Source organism: Anaerolactibacter massiliensis, assembly GCF_900290205.1.
GTDB classification, from domain to species: Bacteria; Bacillota_I; Bacilli_A; order Erysipelotrichales; family Erysipelotrichaceae; genus Bulleidia; species Bulleidia intestinalis.
Genome location: NZ_OLMH01000002.1, coordinates 932,704 through 955,071 on the forward strand (window position 1 = coordinate 932,704; position 22,368 = coordinate 955,071).

Genomic DNA, 22,368 nt, shown 5'->3' on the forward strand with positions numbered 1-22,368 from the left:
CTGCTCAGCGCGATTCCGCAATCTGCATGATGCGGCAGCGTCCTCTGGAAATGAACATCGCCTGATTCTTCTTCAGCGGCTTGCGGTAATGCGAAGTAAATACATACTGTTCCCGGAATCCTTCTCCGGCATAAATAACCGGAGCAGAAGATGCATCATGACGTAAATTCAGCTCCTGATACCTCGAAAACGGCATTGCCAGCATCGCGCCTCTTCCTGCTTTCAGGATCTGTTTCACTTCTGCTTCTGAAGGATCCAGGATGAGGTTCCCAAACAGATCTTTCCATGCGTTTCTCAGATGATCCTGTTCTTCCGGATAAGTCGACAGGATCAGAGCTATTCCGCTTTCAGGAATGGCAATCCATTCATACGTCTCAATATCCATTCCAAGCAGAAGATCCTTCCCATGATACATTGAAGTGGAGATGACCTCCGGCACCTGCGGCAGCACATAGGCCTTCTCTGAGCCATACCTCCTGGAAGAACGTTCTGCAGCTGATGCAAGATCAGCTTCCGTGATCTTCGGATAATGGACTTCCAGCAGATGATCTGTCCGGATCATCGCCGTATACGGATGCGCAACGATCTTATGGACTGCCGTTTCAAAGATGCCGGTCAGATCCTGCAGGTTGCTGTTGCGCAGGCTGATGCGGCACGGAATCAGCGTCAGATCCCGGTAGGAGATCGCAGAAGAACCGGAAACGAACACAATGAAATGAATCTTCAGCTTCTCTGCCTTCTCCAGAAGACTATGCAGATTCGGCTGATTGCTTTCACCGTTTTCCCGGAACGCACTGTAGTCATCGATCAGCACATAGCATTCATTCTGATCGGATGTCTTTCTCTGACTCAGGTGACGGAACAGGTTGCGCACCAGTTCCTGATCAGAGCTTTCAAAGACATTGCATACCTGAGGAGCTTTTTTCAGCATCTCAAAACTCCCGCTCAGATCATCCATCAGAAACAGTTCATCGCCCTGCTTCAGAATCTTCAGAAGCCCATACAGAATCACGTGGAGAAACGCCAGGCGGTCGCTTCGGTCAATCGCAAAGACGGCCATCGTATATGTTTCCTGTTTCAGCATCAGGAGCGGCTGCCGGTAATGATAGAAGTCATCTGCCCGTCCGAGCACTGCACCTTCACTCTGATCCAGTTCCTCAAGAGCCGGAGCTTCTGCCGGAGGCAGCCAGAGCTTATGTGCCTCAAATCCGGCGCCGAGTTCCAGCACTTCCCGGATCACGGCAGCCGACTGGGTTTCTTCGCTGCCGCATTCTTCCCGATTTTCCAGAATGACATGCTTCATCGCATCCAGAACCTGAACTCTTGGCGAAGACTGTTCCTTCGGTGCATTGGCATAGCCGCTGGCCGCATGGACACTCAGACCATCGCAGAACAGATACAGTTCTCCCGGCTTGCGGATCCAGGCAGCCTCAGGAGAATGGATCATCTCGATGCTGTCCTGGCGGTCCTGTACTTTCAGGCAAACCTTGAACCGGCAGTTCGACCAGATCTGATCATCGACGACGCCGGACGGCTTCTGCGTGGCAAGAATCATATGAATGCCAAGCGATCTTCCTACCCGGGCAATCGAGATCAGTTCTTTCATGAACTGCGGTTCTTCCTTCTTCAGCTCCGCAAATTCATCCACCAGGATCAGAATCGCGGAGAGATACGGAAGGCCATAGCTTTCCTTCCAGATCTTCTGGTAGCTCTTCAGATTCATCACCGGTCTTCCGGAAATCTGACAGAGCTTCTGAAACAGGACTTCTCTCCGGTGGCATTCATTGCGGAATGACACCAGGGCACGCTCCATCTCAGACAGATCCAGGTTGGAAAGCACCCCGGCAATATGAGGCACTTCATAATGATCATTCGAGAAGATCTGTGCAGCCCCGCCGCCCTTGAAATCAATCAGCACGATCTGAAGCTCTCTCGGGCTGTAGGCACAGATCAGGCTGAGGACCAGAGTGATCAGAAACTCACTCTTTCCGGAACCGGTCATGCCGGCAACCAGTCCGTGCGGACCATTCCCAGTTTCATGAAGGTCGAGGACCACCGGTTCTCCGCAGGAATCAATGCCGATCAGGGAGCGGATATGATCCCGGACGAGATTGGTTTCCCAGGCTTCGCGGATCTTCAGTGATTTCACATCAGTCACATGATAGAGATCGAAGAAAGACGGACCTGCCTGCATGGTGCTGCTGCGTTTCTGAAGCGTGCATCTGGAAAGCGCAGAAAAGAATGCTTCCCAGTTTCTTCTGCCGATCAGATCGCAGCGGAATTCTCTCGCTTCCGAATCCGTCTGCAGAATTCCTTCTGTCTGATTCAGATGAATCTGCAGCTCCGTTCCTGCCGGAATGCTATGATCCTCGCTGAGACGGATCACCATCGGATTCACGGCGTCCAGCAGCGTGATCAGATTCGGCTTCAGGGCCACGACGATGACCGGCGGGTCCCCTTCCTGATGCAGAGCCATGCACGCTTCCCGGACTTCATTCTGCGTGCCTGCAATCAGCCGGATTCCTGCCACTTCGCATTCCGTCTGCGGAATCATGCGCAGCCAGGGATGCGTCTTCTCGTAGCTTTCATCGGCAAGGAACATCATCTTCAGATGATCCGGGCCGAAGTCTTCCGCAATTGATGCAAGCATGTTCCAGAGGAATTCTTCATTCTCTTCTCCCGCATCGATGACGATGCGGGAATACCGGGAAAGCGGAATCACGGCAGGCATCTCAGGCATCGAGCAGATCTGCTCATTCAGATCATGCAGCAGTGCTGCCAGGGGATCATCCCGTTTCAGGCGGAATGATCGTTTCAGATTCAGCGAATAAGATACCGTTCCGATGCCTGCTCTTACCATGAGCCAGTCTTTCTGGCCGGGCGTCTTCTGGAATACGGAAGCCGGATTCAGAGGCAGTGCGAGAAGATGATCCGGATCCGGAAAGCATTCCATGCATTCCATCCGGAACTTCTTCTGTTCTTCCTGGATATCCGAGTGAAGCCCGATCAGATAGCGTTCGTACTGCCTGAGACGTTCTCTGCTGTGCATCTTCTCACGGTGTTTCTCATAGAACCGCTGCATCGGATTCCAGACGAGCGTGCTGACGACCATAACACCCGGAAGCAGCACCATCGGAAGCATCTCCTCGATTCCTCTTCCTGCAAGATACCCGTTGTACATGGCAAGCGAGCCGCTGAAGAGACTCGCACTCGACATCGTCAGCGCTGGTCCCATCATGAAAATCAGAGGATTCTTCTGATGTTCTTCCAGCCGCATCGGTTCTTCGAGTTCCAGCGACAGTTCCCGCTGCAGCTTCGGAGCTCTCCAGGTCCGCACGATGCGGATCATGCATGCCTCCGGAAGCTTTTCTGCCGGACTCTTCTCGAACCGCGGCAGCGATACGGTCAGATTTCCGCAGGAATTGATCAGAAGAAATTCCGGATGAAATACGATCTGCAGATTCAGTACCCGGAAGCAGCTGCACCAGCAGAAGGATTGTTCTTTGTCGATCAGCGATCCGTTCAGCACGGCAGAAATTCCTTCTTCCGCCTGGATAAGCATCTGTTTCCGATCAATTCTGAACTGTGAGGAAGCCAGATTCTGGTCTGCGATCCGAATCGTATCTTCCGGGCTGTTGCCGATTGAAAGAACCTCGCCTTGCCAGGAGTAGCGATGAAATACTTCATATCCTTCCTCGGCCCCGCTGAAGCACAGAGATGCCTCTCTTTTCGTCCGGCTTTCCGTGAGAAAGATCCGCGTTTCATGGCGGATCTCTTCAGTTCGATTGGCGCGGATGCCGCGGGGAAGCCGCAGATAGATGCGTCCGGAGTCATTCAGGATCATCGCATCCTGCCCGAATACCTGAAACAGAACAGATCCCTTGGGAATCCGGATCGCTTCAGCATGTTCGGGATCCGCAATCCAGGCGATCATGACTTGGACGCCTCAGGAATGCGGACTGTGACGTTGCAGCTGATGGAGTAAGCCTGATCAGACGTATGGATCCGGATGATCGTGCTGCCTTCCCGGTTTCCGGATACCTTGCCTGCGCTGACGCCGGCAATTTCCGGATTCTCTGATTCAAAGACGAGATCACTCACCGTATAGCCTTTCGGAATCGCCGTGAGCGGAATCACTTCCATCTCTCCGGGACTGACGATCAGACTGTATTTCGCGATCCGGATTTGGTCGCTTTCGACAAGATTAGTCTTCTTCTTTGCTTCACGGTCTTTCCGGGTGCATTTCGCGACCCACTGTCCATTTTCCATATGCCGATGACCGCTGGGCAGCAGTTCTCCCTGTCCTTTTTCCAGCAGGCTTGTTTTCCTTGAAAATCCCATCTTTCCTAACAGAGTCTTTGAGGAATTGAGATTCAGAGAGACAATCGGATGCGCACTGAGATCCGCACAGACGAGAACATCCGGGAACTTCGCCGATACATCGTCCAGGAGATCATATGGAAGCTCGCCGCCATCGACTTTCTGATGGCCGCCATCCGAATCATAGAGATGAATCGTGGCACCTGCTTTCAGCTCAGCGCCTCCTTCGACATCAAAGTCCGCAACCCGGATTGCGCTGCTGCCGATGCCCATGCCGACGGATGCGCAGATTCCGGTATTTCCTTCAAACAGCGTCTTCTCGGAGTGACCGGTATCATTGATGACCCGCATGACGCCGTTCTTCACTTCCATGCCGACGGCATGATTCTGCGTGAAGGTCACTTCCGCTTTTCCGCTCGCATAGATCTTCACATTCAGACGGATATCGATGTCCGTCAGCGGAACTCCTGGAATCGGAATCCGGATTGATGCGATCGGAACCGTGATTTCTTTTTCAGGTTTGCTGTAGAGGGAATTGACTGCGGTAAGAAAAGCATTGGCGGGAAGTGAATTCGTAATCTTTTTCTCAGCTGCTGCACTCTTCTCACGCTTGACACTCAGCTGTTCGACCGTCGTGAAGTCCACTTTGAAATAAGCATCCTGGATCTTCAGCTTGCTGATATCGACGTCGTAAGAAGGCTTTACGGAGTTCAGCACAGCACTGCCATGGATCTTCATACCATCTGCGGTCTTCTTATCCACGGTGCAGGAGATGGAGTCCCTGGTCGTCCTGAAATTGATCTTGTAGCCATGGAATTCATGCGGAATATTCAGAAGAGGCGCATGAATCTCCCGGACTCCTCCGGCTGGCACATTCACTTCCGGGGGAGCTGACTGAACTACGGTCCCGTCGATCAGATCAATGATCTCAGCCTGCGTGAAGTCGACATCAAACGAAGAATGTGCGTTCATGTCGCTGATCAGTTCCGTAAACTCGGTTTCATGTCCTTTCACTTCGAGGGTTTCGCCATCTTCTGATACTTCTGCAGAGTCAATGGTAAGACCATGCTGCTCACCATTTTCATCTTCCCATAGTGCAATGGAATTCTCTTTCAGTCCCGAAGAAGCCGGGAATACTGCTGTCTGGTTTTCTTCATCAAAGAGAATCGGTTCTGCTTCCACCTGCTCAAATGCTTCATTGAACGTGATTGTGTTCTCTTCTGCTGAATCCTCAAACGTGCGGTGATTGATGTAATCCACCATCTGATCCAGCAGAATCAGTGCTTCCTCTTTGTCCATGACTTCTTTCGGCCGGAACCGATTCTTTTCATCGACGCTCATGAAGCCGGTGGTCACTGCTGCTTCGATCTGCTTCGGAAATGCGGAAGCACTGCGATCCTTGATTTTCAGATTGCTTTCGGATTTCATCTCTCTTCCGCTGAGATTGATCAAGGTGCTGGCCGCCCATTCCCTGGTCAAGAGAGCAGCCGGATCAAAACCGGAAGAAGGTTCCAGAACCTGCCATTCCACAGCAGCCTGAACCGAGTCATAATACGGAGAATCAATCGGGACATTCATGAAATACGGAGCAGTTTCGCGGTATTCGCTGATGCCTGCTCTTTCATCCAGTTCTCTGATCCATTCTCCGAGGCTGATGCCATTTACAGCCTTCCGGCTGCACCCCTGCAGGAGTACTGCAGGGATGCAGATCAGAAGGAGAAACGCATGCCTAAGCCTGCATGCCGGACGCATTGCTGGTAATCGTCGTTTCCAGGGAATCGTAGGACTCTACGGTGCGATCCAGGAATCTTGCATAGCTGTCAATCGTTTCTTTCTGGGTATCGAACCTGCCTGCAAACTGATTGAAGCGCGATCTGATTTCCTGTCCGCCATCCGAGATCCAGGATGCAGCGGTATCATTCATCTCTTTTTTCATCTGATTCAGATCTTCAAACATCTGCTGGTTGCAGGAACGGATCTGTCCTGCGCATTCGCTGACCTGTGCCAGCGTGATCTTCAGTTCTGCCATCTTTCATTTCCTCCTGTTCACTGAGCGAGATTCGCTGCCTGCGAGGCGAGATCTTCCTGCATCTGCCGATAGGATTTCGCACTGTTTCTGAGAAATTCCGCATATTGGGAACAGAGCACCGACATCTCTCTGAAGTCCGTCTGAAACTTCGAAATCTGCGTGCTGAAGGCAGTGTTGTCCTTTCCCTGCCATCCTGCCTTCATCGTATCGACGGCGTCGAATAGCTGGGCATAGGCCCTGGAATAATCCTGATTGTGTTCTTCAATTCTCGCTGCACTTGCTTCAAGCTGTTCTGGTTCTACTGCAATGGAACGCATTTCGACATCCTCCTTGTCTGCTTTCTTCATTGCAGAAAGAACCGGGATCCCCCGAAAATAATCAGAAATGGAATGAACGATGCGGGAAAACTCATGCTTTTATGCTGGATGGAAATAGAATTCTTAGCAAATTTGAGAAAATGACCATGGTTTTGATACCATGGCAAAGGGTGTTTTTCGGGCAGATAAAACAATGCTCTGGGACTATTCCTTTCTCAATAAAGGCCATTATCAAGAGCAGCCCAGGGACAGACAACAAGAGCTGAAGATAGACATCATATCAGAGGCGTAACACCTGGCCCCATGATTCTGAGTGTTCAGAGAAAATAAAATTCAGCTCGGTTCATTTTCAATCACGGCGTAAAACGCCTTAGGATCTTTTGACTGTTAGCACTTCTTCCGAAGATTTCATACGCAATGAAATGATGCTGCGCTGCAGCCAGCGCAGTTTTTGAAAAAAGCATCCATGGTGGATGCTCATAATGAGAAATCATCAGAATCAGAAGGCAGGTGAGAAGCACTCCATGCAAGCAGTGCTGCAGAAGGACCAGGAATCCCTGAGATCATATGCTGCAGGCAGTCATCGAGATTCTCTCTCGTGATCAGTCCGCATTCAGCAAGACGCAGAATTGAATCAGAATCATCTGCTTCATCTGCCAGTGCACATGCTTCTTCAAGTTTTTCAGACAGCAGCTGGAAGAATGATGCACGGAACGTCTCCGACAGCCCCTCTGGCCATCGGAGTCTTGCACTCAGCAGACGAACGCGCTCAGCACTGAGGAAGGAAACCTTCATGGCGCGGTCGTAACGGTTCCAGTCAAACAGAGTTCCGTTTCTTCCGAAACATGCGAGCAGTTCCTGTCTCAGCATCTCATGATGCTTCGGAAAGAGGATATGGAACCCAGGAAAGACTGCTTCTTCCAGCTCACAATCCAGAAATGCATTCTCAGCGATGCGGATCCTGGCATCCGGAAATATTACCTGATGAACGGGAGACCGGAAGAATGACAGTCTCTCGATTGCCTCAAAGGAATCATCGAGAGTGATTTCCTTCTCTTCGCCAGTATATGCAAGCAGGTTTTTTCCTGCTTCATTCTTCTGGTACAGCATGGAATTCTGCACCGCAAAAAACGAATTGCCAGCTGCGATAGAGAAATCTCTGATGCCACGGCGTTTCGCAAATCCATCGCCGGTAGCAAATAGTGAGCCAGGTGCGATCTCTTTCAGCGTGGCAGGAAGACTGAGGCTCTGAAGATCATTCCGGCGATCCAGAGCCCTTCTTTCGATCTTTACCGTTCCTTCCTGAATCGCATAAGAGATTCTTTCATCTCCTGGCTGAATGCCTGCAAAGACGATTCCTTCTGCAGTTTTGTGATAGATTCCGAACCCATCCGTCCAGTAGCTTCCGCCTGGTTTAAACTGAAGGCGGAAATCCAGAGAAGAAACTTCATCAATCATTGAGACAGAAGCAGGAATCCTGACTTCCTTCAGACTGCACATTCCGGCGAATTCACGGCCAAGAGAGATTAATCCTTCATTCAGAATCAGATCTTCAAGGTCGGCACATCCTTCCAGGGCATCTGCTTCAATGATCCGGATGGAATCAGGCAGCCAGAGTCTGGTCAGGTGGCTGCCTTTCTCGAAGAACATCATCGTGCCGAGCACCCGGACCTTCTTCCCGTCAATGGTTTCCGGAATCTCCAGTTCCGTTTCCGGTCCGCTCCATGCAGTCAGTCGGATTCCGTCTTCACAGGGCTCAAAAGAGAACGTTCCCATCAGAGGGACAGAACCCCTTCTTTTTCAATCGTGCGCTGATAGTCATGAACTCTGCGCAGAAGGTCCGCATTGCGGTCCTTCACGAGAAGACGCTCGCTGGCCTCGGTATATTCCGGAACCGGATGCTGGGCAAGGAATCTTGCACAGTTCGTATTGACGGTGAACTGCGTGACTGCCAGCAGCATCTCTTCTTCGGAAGAGAACTGTTCTTTCAGGAACTGGAAGAGATTTGCCAGCTGATCCCGGATGCTTTCTGCATTCTGCTTCATCGTATGCACTTCACGCTGATAGTTGGCTTCTGCATAGCGGAAACCCTCTGCTGCATCTTTCGGGCGCTCAAGTTCCACGCCTTTTCTGGTCTGTCTCAGCAGTGCACATTCGTAAGCGACAATCCGCTTCTCACGGTCTGTCAGTCCTCTGGCGTCCTGGACTTTCTTCGCTTCTTCTTCCAGGGACGTGCGGATTTCTTCCAGACGTCCGGAAAGATCCAGCTCCGGATGAGCCATGCATTCCTGCTTCAGCTTGCGCAGCGGGTTCAGCAGAGCTCTCTGCCCGTCTTCCTGCTCCATATTCCTGAGTATTGCCGGCATGACTGCTTCCATCAGAAGACTCGTCACGCTGATGCATTCATCAAACGACGCTTCCGAGATCCGCTTCGAGATTTCTGCGTCTTTCTTTCCTGCCAGGATCGAAGCAATCTGATAATCATCCCGGTATTTGCGGTAGAGGTCATAGTAGGAAGCGAAGTTCTCTGCTACTTCCGGATCAGACAGATATTCATGAATCATCTCTTCGTCTGCACGGTATCCCTTTTCCTCAAACAGCTGAAGTGCTTCTGACAGATCTTCCCAGCCTCTTGCTGTCACATACGTTCTTCCTTCCGGAGTCGTCTGAATGCGGTAGAAATCATCCGGATGGATTTCCAGGAAGGACAGAATGGCCTGATGGAGCTGCTTCTGTTCTGCATACCTCTTCCATACTTCCAAGTCCGGTTCGACATGCAGCACCTTCAGGCGGTCCAGGGTTGCAATATCAAATTCATACACGGCCCGGTTGTATTCGGGCGGATTGCCGGCAGTTACCACGACCCATCCTTCCGGAAGCTGATGATTTCCGAAGGTCTTGTACTGCAGAAACTGAAGCATGCTTGGTCCGAGCGTTTCTGAGACACAGTTGATTTCATCCAGGAACAGAATGCCTTCCTTCTTGCCGCTCTTCTCCATGTTCTCATATACCGTGGCCAGGATCTCGCTGAGCGTATAGACCGAGACTTCAAACGGCTTTCCTTGATACATGCGATGGTCGATGAACGGCAGACCTAAAGCACTCTGGCGGGTATGATGCGTCATCGAATAGGAAACCAGCGAGATGCCGAGTTCTTTGGCGATCTGCGCCATGATCGCGGTCTTGCCGATACCCGGCGCACCGATCATGAAAACCGGTCTCTGCCGTTCCAGGGGAATGCGGTAGTTCCCGAATTCGTCTTTCATCAGATAAATACTTACACTGCGTTTGATTTCTTCTTTTGCGTCCTGAATATTCATGCCTCAAACTCCGTTTCCGGCAGCACCAGCCGGATTGCCCATGGCGGGACCGATGGTGCCGCAAAACCATTGCCTACAAATATGAATGCCGTCTGATACGGCGGGACTTCTTCGGGGAAGATGCCCTTGCCATCTGTGAAATATAGAAGACCTCTGAGATTCCGGAAGGCATGCGCATCCATCAGCTGCCTTACTCTTGCAAATACCGGCCGGAAATCTGTTCCGCCGAAGCCCTGCAGCTCAATATTCTTCAGATACTCCTGGAACTCCGACTGATTATGCAGCGTCACTTCTTTCTGAATCTTTGCATCGCACTGAATCACATGCACATTCACCTGCTCGAAGAAATTCTTCGAAGAAGACAGAATCTCCCAGGTCTTCTTCAGAAATGCCTTGACTAGTGCTCCCTGCACGGATCCGCTCGTGTCAATCGCGATCACGAAGTCGCGGATTCTCGTATCTTCCCGGTATTCCAGGGGTTCGATCAGCGGCATGTTGCCGTACAGGCTCATGCCATACGTATAGTAGATATAATCAAATTCATCCGGACTCAGCGAGACCTGTTCTCCGGAAACCGCAAACTTTCTAAGAAAGGTGCTGTAGTCATAAGAACCGCGGCGATTCAGCTTCAGCTTCGAGGAAACGGTGCCAGGCTGATAGCCCTGCGTCTTCTCAAATGACTGGATCTGATTTTCCGTTGCCCGCTCAAGTTTCTTCCAGCGATCGCTGACCTGAGCTTTTGCGGGATACGCTTTATCCCGTCCGGCATATTTTCTGCCTTCGACATCTCTCGTCAGCCAGAATTCATGCACGTCTCTCCGGAACAGGGGTTCATGTCTCATGAGTTTCCATTTTTCATCGGGATGATGAATGAGCCAGGAATAAATCTTCTCTGCCGTGACGCCCTTGCAGGCATCATTGACTGCCGTCAGCTGCGCAAAGCGTTCAGCATCTTCCGGTACTTCGATCTCTTTCCAGCCAAGATTGAGCACCGCAGCCTCCACGGCCGCATCAGCCGCAAAATCCCAGGCATCCCGGTCCAGCGTCACATACTGAAAACCATGGAAGAAGAGACAGTGCAGAACCATATGAAGATAAGCCCGTACCACCAGCATCGGATTCCGGTCCGCATCTCTCAGCACGGCCTGCGGCATCACGTAGAGGTAAGTCCCATCGCAGCCATAGCCGAGCGTGATCTCATCTGTTTCATGATCCGGAGCATAGAACCTCACCGGCATCGCAAACAATGCCCGGTTGAGATAAGGCATCCTGGCCACGATCTGATCTCTTGCCCCCTGCATCACTTCTGCTGCCAGAGCTTCTGCTTGTTTATCCGTTTCCATAACGAGGAAATTATACCTGGTTCAGGTTCAGATTCCTAATGAACTGCAAGAAGGAACGACAAAACAAAAGAAGTGCCTACGCACTTCTCAGGAATGAAACACATGCCGTACTCCATCAAGGACATATGTGATCGTGATGCCGCTATCCAGGGATACTGATTCTACCTTCGCTTCCGTCATATGGCGGTACTCCCGGTACTTCTGCTTCATGGCTTCTGTATAGGAACCAGGATCATCACTTGTCAGGAATACCGTCCCGGTCAGAGCATCCAGGGTCGCCAGGAGATTCTTCTCTGCTTCGGTGAGGCGGCAGTTTTCCGTTCGCAGGAAGAATACATCCGGATCGCTCCCGAAGGCTCTGCCATTGAGCTGTCTTCTGGCTAGATTGGTTTCAATTGCGTGTTTCGTGGAATTGCGTTCCCGGTGGAACCCGCGCATATACAGCACATCATCCCAGTCCAGGCTCACATCGCAGCTCGTCCGGCAGTATTCGGTGAGCCCGAATGCAGGCATCACCGGAACGCCGCAGCCGAGAATCGGATGGCTGCCGCAGAGTTCTCTCAGGAACTGCATGACCCGGATCATCCTGGCAGCCCGTGACTCTTTCCGAGTCCCGAATGGTGCTGCTGCATACAGGAAATCGAGCTTCACGAGATCGAATCCCCATTCGTCAAATACCTGATGGAATACCTCTTTCAGATAGTTCTGAACTTCCGGATGATCAAGGTCAAGCCCATAAAACGAAGACCAGTTGCAGCCGGACTTCCACGGCTTTCCTTCATGCTTCAGGATCCAGTCGGGATGTTCCTGGAACAGGTCGGACTTCTCTTCTGCCGCAAATGGTGCCAGCCATATACCTGCTTTGAATCCGGCCGTATGGATGGCGTCTGCCTGGGCTTTCATTCCGCCGGGGAACTTCCTGGGATCCGGATTCAGCCAGTCTCCGACATAGGGTTCCCAGCCATCATCAATCTGAAACAGGTCACCCGGTTCAAAGATCGTCCGGCATCCTTTCAGATCATTCTGAATTGCCGGTTCCGTGATGTTCTGATACCGGTTGTACCAGCTGGAATAGCCATAGAGTTTCCTAGCAGGAAGCGGCTTGATTCCAGCAGCTTCCATCCAGCCGTCAAATACTTCTGATTCTTTTCCTTCCGCAAGATAAAGGTCCAGAAGCGGGTAAGCTTCATCTGCTTCGACTCCTGCACAGTCTCTCTCAATGCGGAGAGTTCCGTTCTGTTTCTCATAGAAGAACTGCGTATACCCGCCTTCCTCACTGGTCGAGGCAATCAGCAGGTACTGATCCCCATTGCGGAAATAGCACCAGGATTCCCCTTGATGGAAGCCATTCCGGTATGGGTAATCGGTAAAGTGATAATCCCCGTACCGATCAAAGGCATACTTTTTAAGAAGAAACGAAGGAATCCGGTTGACGCCTCTGGTTTTCCCATCAGGCTTCTGCTCTCTGCACCAGGTCCAGGTCTGATAGCCATTCATGAAGATTCTGGTATCAGGAGTGACAGGAATCTTCAATAGAGCAGTCACGGATTCAAGAGTTCCATTAAGACCGCTGCATCTGAGATGGATTTCATGATTGAGTTGCCTGCAGGTACCTTCCTGATGAAAGGAGTCCGTCTTCACGCTCCACTTGACTTCATGCCTCATGAGAATGGCGTTCCTTCAGTTCTTCAATCATCTCTTCGCTCTTCTGATCCGTGAGCTTGAACTTTTTCCGGAACAGTATCATCGCAAAGAACAGTCCGAGGAATGGCAGCACAGTCATAAGAAGACGGAGGCCAAGCAAGGTGGAAGCACTCTGAACAGCAACGGCCCCGGTAGTCTGGCTGTTGCCAATCAGACCGATCAGATCGATGCCGACACCGCTGATCAGCACAGCAATGGCAGAGCTGGCCTTGACGACAAACGTCTGCATGCTGAAAATCACAGACTCCTGACGGCTGCCCGTCGTGAGTTCTCCATAGTCTACGGAAGAAGACAGAAATACGGTCGTCAGAACTGTCAGCATGCCGTTGGCAAGGAAGACAAGCACACCCGGAATGCAGAGCACGCCAAGCGATCCGCCAAGTCCTGCCAGGCAGGCAATGAGGATCAGCACATAACCGGTCATCGAAAGTCTCAGGCAGAGACGGAAGATCTGTTCATTGGCAAGCTTCTTTCTGAGCAGCGGATACAGCACCATCATGCCGAGAATCTGGGAAGCACCTCCGACTGTATTGAAGAGCGTGTAGCTGTCCACCCAGGAAGCTCCGCCGAAATCATACTTGAAGAAATAGATCAGCAGATTGGAGGTGATATACAGCGCGCAGTCAATAAGCACAATCACGCCGACCACAACCATGGCCTGATCATTGCGGAACAGAGCCTGGAACATCTCTTTCACTGTTGCAGTGTGCGATGCAGACTTTGCGGGCTGCTTGCTGAGTTTGCGCTCCTGGATGCTGTGGACGCAGAGAATCTCAAACAGTGCAAACAGGACGGCGACGATCAGGGCCAGACGGCTGAATCCGCTGCGTTCGCTGCCATTGCCGAGCATCGTAACCATCTTCATTGCAAACACAGTGATCAGCGCATTGCCGATGCCGGCGCAGGTTCTGCCAACGACGGAAAGCTTCTCACGGTCTTCTGCTTCCCTGGTCACTGCCGGAATCATGGACCAGAACGGGATGTCCATCATCGTGTAGGTCACGCCCCAGAGCACATAGATGATTGCAAAATACGTGCGCAGACCGCCGCCGGATAATGCTGACGGAACACTGAACAATGCATAAAGCACGAACGCATTCAGAATCGATCCGGAAAGGATCCAGGTGCTGAACTTTCCGAACTTCGGATTGCTCTTCTCGACGATAATGCCCATGAACGGGTCATTCAGCGCATCGAAGACTCTGGCGGCCATCAGAACGACGCCAACGAATGTTGCAGATATTCCGAGAATATCCTGATAGTAATACATGACATAGCTTGCACTCAGTGCATAGACCATGTCCTTGCCGACGGCACCCAGCCCATAGCCCGCGGTCTGACGCTTTGAGAATTCCATAGAATGCTCTCCCCTCTTCAGTCAATGATGAATGAAACAGAAACAGATTCTGTCTGATCTGTCTGAATATGAAGTACTGCGTTTCCTGTCTTTCCGACGGTCCGGATATAGGTTCCGCCCATGCCGCCTTCCAGCACAGCGATTTTCGGACCGGCGATCTCGATCGGTCCTTCCGCGCGGAAGCAGACCGGAATCTGGGCATAGCTGGCCAGGTTGTCATTGCTGTCCAGCAGGCGGATGCGGATGGCACTCATGTCATACGTGCTTCCTTCATGCATGCAGGGATTGCTGTTCTTCACTTCAAGATGCAGCTTCGTATCCGGCGTCTTCACGACGGACTTCACGACTTTCCCGCCTTTTACGGCATCGAATCTCCAGACTGTTGCCTTGCCGCCCCAGTTGCCGACATAAGTCCCGAACAGGCGGTAGCCGTCTTCCATCGTCAGGTGGTAATGCTTCATCGCATACAGCAGCTTCAGCTTGATGGAAAGCGGAAGATTGCTCATGCCCTTCTCTTTTGCAGCAAGCAGGCAGTCATGGATCAGCTTCGCTTCGGCCTCCGGGAAATGCTCGTTCTCACGGATCAGTTCACCGATCAGATCATCGATCTTCACCGGTCCGTGTTTCAGACCGCTCCATCCTTCGGAATGAAAGCTCTTCACGAACTGATCGTTCTTGTACAGGCGGACTTCATCGGCATTCGTGAAGGCGTAGATCTCTCCTATCTGCCCGGCATTGTAATCGCCGATATCCATCGGCGTGCATACTTCCAGAATTGGCTCCGATTCGCCCTGGCTGGCATAAAGAGATGCTGCTGGTTTCGGGTTGCGGAAACTGTCCATCACGCCATGGTAGCAGATGCGATCGCCAGAACCAAAGTCCTGATGGGTCGGATAATCAAACATGCACCACTGGAAACATCCAGCATGTTTTCCGTCTGCCATCGCATCATTCAGCACCCTGGCATGGCGGAGCGCATGTTCCTGCCGGCGCTGCCAGGTGTCATAAGGCTTGGTCGGAAACATATGCCCGTTTGCTTCACTGATCAGCATCGGCTTGTTCCCATCCGGAGTCACTTTGTCCTTCGGCCTTGCCCCGCCGTTTGTTCCGTGATGAGAGAAGTCATTGAATGCATACACATCTTCCAGCAGATGGCTCTTCTCGAGATATCTCACACCGCTGGTCGGACGATCCGGATCCAGCTCATGCGCAGCCGCGTTTGTCTTCTGATAGAGTTCATCATCATCGAGACTTTCGTTGATTCTCACACCCCAGAGAAAGATCGACGGATGATTCCGGTACTGCATCACCATTTCTCTGACATTCTGAACACACTGCTCTCTCCATCCCGGGTCATAAGAGATATGCTGCCAGCCGGGAATCTCAGTGAACACTGCCAGCCCAATCTCGTCACAGGCATCGAGAAAATACTGGCTCTGCGGGTAATGGGATGTTCTGACTGCATTGACCTGCAGCTCTGCTTTCAGAATTCTTGCATCTTCTCTCTGAAGGCTTTGGGATGCCGCATAGCCAACATACGGGTAGCACTGATGACGATTCAGACCGCGCAGGAATACCTGCTTTCCATTGAGCAGGATATGATCCTGATCGATCGAAACCGTCCGGATTCCAAGATGCCGGGAAACGGTATCAAGAATTTCTTTTCCTTTCTTCAAAGACACCTCGGCCTGATACAGATATGGATCCTCCATCGACCAGAGATGCGGATTGATGATCCTGCATGCATGGGAATGCTCAGAGGCAGGCCATGTCTCTGAAAGAACTTCGTTTCCCTCTTCATCTTTCACGCAGAGCTGAAGTTCCATTCCGTCTGCATCGCCATCCAGCTGTGTCTTTGCAATGATCTGATCCGTACGAGGAGTGCGGAGATAGACATCGTTCAGATAAGTCTGGTTCCGTACATCCAGCCACACATCCCGATAGATGCCGCCATAGGCCAGATAGTCCATCACGAATCCGAACGGAGGAATGGATGGATTCTCGGTCGTATCCAGTTTCACCGCAATCCGGTTCTCTTCATTCAGAGATACAAGGTCTGTGATCTCTGTCCGGAAGGCGGTATAGCCGCAGCGATGCTCAGCACATTTCTTGCCGTTTACGAATACTTCGGCGATATGCGCACATCCGTCAAACTGCAGGAAGAGTCTCTTTCCTTCTGCGTCTTCAGGAATCTTCAGCAGTCTCCGGTATCCGCAGATCATCTGATACGAAGCAGGATCTGCTTCATGCAGCGGCACTTCTTTCACGGTATGCGGAAGCCGTACCGGTTCTCCGGTTCCGCTTCCTTCTGCAAATGCATCCGTCCATACCGGCGTGAATTCCCAGTCATTGTCCAGTAAGATCATCTTGCTTCCGCTCCTTTCATCAGAAGATCTGCGAGATAATCCAGAGCGTCATGATAAGTGATGCCGTATTCCTTGAGTCCGTCTGTGGAGAGGAAGGACTCGATGCTGGCCGTCACGACCATGCGGAATACCGGCATCGAAAGATCGCTGCGCAATGCTCCGGTAGAGATTCCTTCTTCCATCAGCTGAAGGGTCGGTTCCCAGTTCGTTTCCAGATTCTTCCGGATGCTCTTAGCAACAGAGGGATATTTCTCTCCGATTCCTTCCAGCTTCCGGAAATCCAGCATCTGGTATTCTTCCGGCATGGCCACAATGACTTTTCTGAGCTTTTCCGCAAGCGGGATATCCTGCTCCATGATCGCCTGCTTCTGGGCATGGATCTTTGCAAAGCCGGTGTCGCAGAGGTCCAGCAGCAATGATTCTTTGGATGGGTAGAGATGATAGATGGTTTTCTTTGCGATGTGCATGCTTTCAGCCACATCCTGCATGGTGAATTTCAATCCCTTTTCAGCATAAAGGTGTGTTGCCTGATCAAGGATTACTTCCCTCAGTGACATAGAATACTCCTTCCCGGAAACCGGATTTCTCTTTCTGGTTTCCATTATAGTTTGATGTAACCGCTTTCGCAAGAGCAGACATCAAAAATCAATAACCGCGGCATAAGAAAAGCGGCCTTCCTCAGAAAGCCGCTCACAGAAACTTATTCCGTTCTGTTTTCCTGTTCGTGAATTCTGGCGATCAGCTCATCGATATGCCGGCCGTTCTCTTCGGTCCGGTCAATCTCGAACCTGAGCTCCGGACATCTGCGGATGTCCAGGCGCTGAGCGAGTTCGGAGCGGATATAGCCCTTTGCTTTCTCAAGCGCTGCCATCGCATCGCGGTGGGACTTGTTGCCATAGAACGTCACGTAGATCGTAGCATAACTGTGATCATTCGAGACGCGCACATCCGTGACCGTCACATTCGAGACATCCGGGTCTTTGACCTGAAACGCGATGATCTCAGTCACATCGCGGCGGATGATTCCTTCCAGCCGTTTCTGCTTGACGGTTTTTGCCATACTCAGGCCTCAGCAGGAACTTCCTGTTCCTGGTATGCTTCGATGACGTCGCCGACCTTGATGTCGTTATAGTTCTCAATCGTGATGCCGCATTCATAACCGGCAAGCACTTCTTTCGCATCATCCTTGAACCGTTTCAGAGAACCGAGCTTTCCGGTATAGATGACGATGCCTTCGCGGATCAGACGGACACCGCAGTCTCTGGTCAGCTTGCCATCCGTGACCATGCAGCCGCCGATCGTTCCGACCTTGGATACCTTGTAAGTCTGACGGACTTCTGCCTGGCCGATGACGACTTCGGTATAGACCGGCGCCAGCATGCCTTTCATGGCATTCTCCATCTCTTCAGTGACTTTGTAAATGATGTTATGCAGACGGATCTCAACACCGGCATCTTCTGCCTTCTTGCGGATCGTAGCATCCGGACGCACATTGAAACCTATGATCATTGCCTTCGAAGCATCTGCGAGCATGATATCGGATTCAGTGATCGCACCGGCTGTCGCATGGATGACATTGACTTTGACACCCTTGACATCCAGCTTCTCAAGAGAGGATTTGACAGCTTCGGCAGAACCCTGGACATCGGCTTTGATGATGACCGGGATTTCCTTAATTTCACCTGCTTCGATTTCCTTGGACAAGTCTTCGAGGCTCATCGCAGCAGTCTTGCGGCGCTGCATTTCAACCTTCTTGCGGTTGCGGCGGTCAGCGACTGCACGTGCTTCTTTCTCTTCGCCATAGGCACGGAACAAATCGCCTGCCTCCGGAACATCATTGAGACCGATGATCTCAACCGGGGAACTCGGTCCGGCGCTTCTGAGCTCGTTGCCATCTTCATCCGTCATCTTGCGGACCTTGCCGAAGCAAGTGCCGACCACGATCGGATCACCATGATGCAGCGTTCCATTCTGGACCAGCAGCGTTGCGACGGGGCCTCTGCCCTTATCAAGCTTTGCTTCAATGACAGTGCCGGAAGCTAAGCGCTTCGGGTTCGCCTTGAGTTCTTTCATGTCCGCAACGGTCAGAATTGTCTCCAGAAGATCGGAAATGCCTTCTCCCTTCTTTGCAGAAGTCGGAACGAAAATCGTATCGCCGCCCCATTCTTCCGGCATGATGCCGAGATCAGCCATCTCGCTCTTGACGCGGTCCGGATTGGCTCCCGGCTTATCCATCTTGTTGACAGCGACGATCATCGGCACATCTGCTGCTTTTGCGTGGTCGATTGCTTCCTTGGTCTGCGGCATGACACCGTCATCGGCAGCGACGACGATGACAGCGATATCCGTGACCTTGGCACCTCTTGCACGCATGGCCGTGAATGCTTCATGGCCTGGCGTATCGAGGAACGTGATCTTGCGTCCCTTGATGGAAACCTGATAAGCGCCGATGGCCTGGGTGATGCCGCCGGCTTCGCCAGCAGCGACCTTAGTCTTGCGGATCGCATCGAGCAGCGTGGTCTTGCCATGGTCAACATGACCCATGATCGTGACGATCGGCGGACGTTCTTTCAGAAGCTTCGGATCATCCGGTTCTTCGTCTTCCAAGCTGTCTTCATCCTTCGGCTTGACTTTGGTTGGTTCGATATCATATTCCAGGCAGACCGTCTCGACCATGTCGTCATCCAGCGAGCTGTTGATCGTCACCATCTTGCCCTGCATGAACAGGATCTTGATCAGATCGCCGGCATTCCGGCCGCACTTCTTGGCCAGTTCGCCGACAGTGATGCCGTCACTGTAAGTGATGGCATGGATATCCGGCTGCTGACGGCGCGGGGAAAATCCCTGCGGATGGCTGTTATTGTTTCTTCCGCGGCTGCTGTTATTATTGCGCTTGCGGCTTGTGTTATTGTTCCGGTTTGCGCCTGGTTTGAAATTGTTTTTCTTCTGCATTGCATTTCCTCCTTTTCCTTCTGCAGACAAGCTTTGCGGGCATCGCCTCTCTTTCTGAATTCCCGGCTAACGGATCGCTGCTCGGATCGTATCCCAGAATTCATCCGGGATCTTCACTTCCAGCGCACGTGCCAGGGAACCATTCTTCTTTGCTTTCTCCACGGCCTCCAGGTCCTTCTTCAGGTAGGCTCCGCGGCCATTCGCCTTGCCGGTCGCATCAACGGCAAGCGTTCCCTCCGGTGTACGCACGATGCGCAGCAGCTCCTTCTTCGGAAGCTGCTCGCCCGTAGCGATGCACCGTCTCATCGGTATCTTCTTCGGCATTACTTGCCTTCCTCGTCCTTATAGTAATCTTCGTATTCATCGTAATCGATGTCATACTGGCTGTCTTCTTCCGCCTGCTGCTGAGCCTCGATTTCAGCAAGCTCTTCTTCGGTGTAGACCGGCTTTGCAGGCTCTGCCGCATTCTGCTTGCCAAGCTGCTCGAGCAGGACATCGTTGCGGACCTTGATGCCGTCATCATCCTTGTTCTTACGCTTTCTGCGGGCAGGCGTCTGCTGCTTCGGCTTGGAAGTGCTGGCCAGCTTCTCAAAGACGGAGACATAGTCATTCTTGCTTGCCATCTCTTCAAGATCAGCCTTATGCTTCTTCGCCTTCGGCTCTTCGGCCTTGAACGGCTCTGCTTCCTTCAGTGGTTCTTCTGCTTTTTCCTCTTCGGCAGGTGCTGCTTCCTCTGCAGGTCTTTCTGGTGCCGGAGCTTCTTCCTTCACTTCTTCTGCCGGTTCTGCAGCTTCCTCAGGCTTGGTCTCTTCCTGCGGAGCAGCGGTTTCATTCGCAATGTCATTGCGAATCTTCTCGCTCATGACTTCCTGCATCTCTTCCGGAATTGCGTCTTCTTCACGAGCCGCAGCTTCTGCAGCCTCCTTGCTTGCCTTGGCAAGTTCTTCTACCTTGGCAAGCCGCTTTGCCTCCGCCTCGCGGGCTTCACGCTCCATGCGTTCCACTTCGCGCTTCTCATGTTCCTTAGCCAGTTCAGCCTTGCGCTGTTCTGCTTCCTTCATGAGCTTCTCATAGTCGACGCCCATTTCCGTGAGCTCTGCCTTGGTCTTGATATCGATCTTGCGGCCGGTGAGTTTCACGGCAAGTCTTGCGTTCTTGCCCTTCTTGCCGATCGCTAGAGACAGCTGATCTTCTGCGACCACCACGAGCAGAGAACGCTCATCTTCACCCGGGAGAACTGCTTCGACTTCTGCCGGAGCCAGCGCATTCTTGACTAATACCGTTACATCCTCGCTCCATGGGAAGATATCGATCTTCTCGCCATGAAGCTCTTCGATGATTTCCTGAACCCGGGCGCCTCTCTGACCGATGCAGGCACCGATCGGATCTACTTCCGGATTGTAGCTGACGACTGCCATCTTCGTGCGTTCGCCTGGTTCTCTGGCAATGGCCTTGATCTCGACGATCCCCTGAGCAACTTCCGGTACTTCCTTCTCGAACAAACGCTTCACGAGCATCGGATCAGCCCGGCTGACCAGAACCTGGGAGCCTTTGGTATCCTTGTTGACTTCGGTGATGACAACCCGGATCTTCTGCCCTTCAATCAGATGTTCCTGCGGAATCTGCGCTGACTTCGGCATCAGCGCCGTCGTCTTGCCGAGATTGATCAGCGCGAACTTGTCCTTGACGGACTCGACGATTCCGATGACCATGTCATACAGCTGGTCGATATACGCATCATAGACCGCTACCTTCTCAGCTTCGCGGATTTTCTGGCGCATGACATTTCTGGCCAGGGATGCGGCAGCTCTCGACATGCCGTTGATCTCCACCTTGCGGCGGATCACATCGCCGAGATACGTATCTGCCTTGATTTCACGTGCATCCGGCAGCGAGATCTCAAGCTCATCATCCTCGACATCTTCGACCACATTATAAAGCTGATAGATATCGATCGTCTGATTCTTCTCATTGATCTCAGCTTCCACGTTGATGTCGGAAAGCTCTGCATCTTTCTTGTAGGCTTTTGCCATCGCTTCCTTCAGTGCATCGAGGACAACGTCTTCCGGAATCTTGCGCTCATCCTCAATGGCGTTGAGCGCCTTGATCATATCTTTGTACTTCAGTTCCATGATGATTCTTCTTTTTCTCTCCTTCAGAATTTGATTGCCAGGCGGATCTTTTCAATATCGGCTGCAGGAATCTCCGCTTTCCTGACCGCTGCTTTCTCACGGTATTCCAGAATGATGACACCATCGGAATAACTCTTCACCGTTCCGGTCAGTTCCATGAGCTTCTTAAACGGATGTTTCAGGCGCATGAACACATAAGGCTCATGCATCGTCTCCAGCTCCTTCAGATCGCGGATCTCGCGCTCTGCACCAGGACTGCACACTTCCAGGGTGTAGGCGGACTTGATGATATCCTTCGCATCCAGGAAATCCGAAAGCTTTGTACTGACTTCCGCGCACGTATCAAGGTCCATCGACCCGTCTTCGTGCATAATTGAAACTTCCAGCGTATGCTCGCTTCCGCCGGTCCACTTCAGGTCATACAGCCTCACGCCGCATTCCTTCAGGATCGGTTCCAGCAGTTCTTTCAACTGACCGGTATTTTCCATCGCTCCTCCCAATCAATAATTAAGGAGTGCTTCCGCACTC

Annotated in this window: 16 protein-coding genes; all 16 read right to left on the bottom strand. The window is 51.9% G+C overall.

Features of this window, described 5'->3' with window-relative positions; genetic code table 11:
- Positions 1–4: 4 nt before the first annotated feature.
- On the bottom strand, positions 5–3,934 hold the full coding sequence (locus tag C7E00_RS08020; protein WP_105303796.1) for an FtsK/SpoIIIE domain-containing protein: 3,930 nt from the start codon (positions 3,932–3,934) through the stop codon (positions 5–7).
- Positions 3,931–6,072: an Ig-like domain-containing protein gene (locus C7E00_RS08025; RefSeq protein ID WP_105303797.1), complete on the bottom strand. Its 2,142-nt coding sequence runs from the start codon at positions 6,070–6,072 to the stop codon at positions 3,931–3,933. The genes C7E00_RS08020 and C7E00_RS08025 overlap by 4 nt, the downstream gene beginning before the upstream one ends.
- On the bottom strand, positions 6,050–6,349 hold the full coding sequence (locus C7E00_RS08030; protein ID WP_105303798.1) for a pore-forming ESAT-6 family protein: 300 nt from the start codon (positions 6,347–6,349) through the stop codon (positions 6,050–6,052). The genes C7E00_RS08025 and C7E00_RS08030 overlap by 23 nt, the downstream gene beginning before the upstream one ends.
- 17 nt (positions 6,350–6,366) lie before the next feature.
- Positions 6,367–6,666, bottom strand: coding sequence for a WXG100 family type VII secretion target (locus tag C7E00_RS08035; RefSeq protein WP_105304907.1), 300 nt, complete (start codon positions 6,664–6,666; stop codon positions 6,367–6,369).
- A 477-nt stretch (positions 6,667–7,143) separates the two neighbouring features.
- Complete coding sequence (locus C7E00_RS08040; RefSeq protein WP_105303799.1) at positions 7,144–8,442, bottom strand: leucine-rich repeat protein; 1,299 nt, start codon at positions 8,440–8,442, stop codon at positions 7,144–7,146.
- Complete coding sequence (locus tag C7E00_RS08045) at positions 8,442–9,986, bottom strand: ATP-binding protein (protein WP_105303800.1); 1,545 nt, start codon at positions 9,984–9,986, stop codon at positions 8,442–8,444. The genes C7E00_RS08040 and C7E00_RS08045 overlap by 1 nt, the downstream gene beginning before the upstream one ends.
- Positions 9,983–11,329, bottom strand: a complete 1,347-nt coding sequence (locus C7E00_RS08050) for a vWA domain-containing protein (RefSeq protein WP_105303801.1) — start codon at positions 11,327–11,329, stop codon at positions 9,983–9,985. The genes C7E00_RS08045 and C7E00_RS08050 overlap by 4 nt, the downstream gene beginning before the upstream one ends.
- 87 nt (positions 11,330–11,416) lie before the next feature.
- Positions 11,417–12,994, bottom strand: a complete 1,578-nt coding sequence (locus tag C7E00_RS08055) for a glycoside hydrolase family 36 protein (protein WP_105303802.1) — start codon at positions 12,992–12,994, stop codon at positions 11,417–11,419.
- Positions 12,984–14,390: a glycoside-pentoside-hexuronide (GPH):cation symporter gene (locus C7E00_RS08060; RefSeq protein ID WP_105303803.1), complete on the bottom strand. Its 1,407-nt coding sequence runs from the start codon at positions 14,388–14,390 to the stop codon at positions 12,984–12,986. Before C7E00_RS08060 ends, C7E00_RS08055 begins: the two co-directional genes overlap by 11 nt.
- 17 nt (positions 14,391–14,407) lie before the next feature.
- Positions 14,408–16,756, bottom strand: coding sequence for a glycoside hydrolase family 2 protein (locus C7E00_RS08065; protein ID WP_105303804.1), 2,349 nt, complete (start codon positions 16,754–16,756; stop codon positions 14,408–14,410).
- Complete coding sequence (locus tag C7E00_RS08070; protein ID WP_167836524.1) at positions 16,753–17,313, bottom strand: TetR/AcrR family transcriptional regulator; 561 nt, start codon at positions 17,311–17,313, stop codon at positions 16,753–16,755. Before C7E00_RS08070 ends, C7E00_RS08065 begins: the two co-directional genes overlap by 4 nt.
- A gap of 143 nt (positions 17,314–17,456) precedes the next feature.
- Positions 17,457–17,816: a 30S ribosome-binding factor RbfA gene (gene rbfA / locus C7E00_RS08075; RefSeq protein WP_105303806.1), complete on the bottom strand. Its 360-nt coding sequence runs from the start codon at positions 17,814–17,816 to the stop codon at positions 17,457–17,459.
- 2 nt (positions 17,817–17,818) lie between these two features.
- Positions 17,819–19,708, bottom strand: coding sequence for a translation initiation factor IF-2 (infB, locus tag C7E00_RS08080; protein ID WP_105303807.1), 1,890 nt, complete (start codon positions 19,706–19,708; stop codon positions 17,819–17,821).
- 66 nt (positions 19,709–19,774) lie between these two features.
- Entirely contained in the window at positions 19,775–20,032 is a 258-nt protein-coding gene (gene rnpM / locus C7E00_RS08085; RefSeq protein WP_105303808.1) for an RNase P modulator RnpM, read from the bottom strand.
- Entirely contained in the window at positions 20,032–21,840 is a 1,809-nt protein-coding gene (gene nusA, locus C7E00_RS08090; protein WP_239928547.1) for a transcription termination factor NusA, read from the bottom strand. Before nusA ends, rnpM begins: the two co-directional genes overlap by 1 nt.
- A gap of 23 nt (positions 21,841–21,863) precedes the next feature.
- A complete protein-coding gene (gene rimP, locus C7E00_RS08095; RefSeq protein ID WP_105303809.1) occupies positions 21,864–22,328 on the bottom strand; it encodes a ribosome maturation factor RimP in 465 nt (154 codons plus the stop codon).
- Positions 22,329–22,368 lie beyond the last annotated feature (40 nt).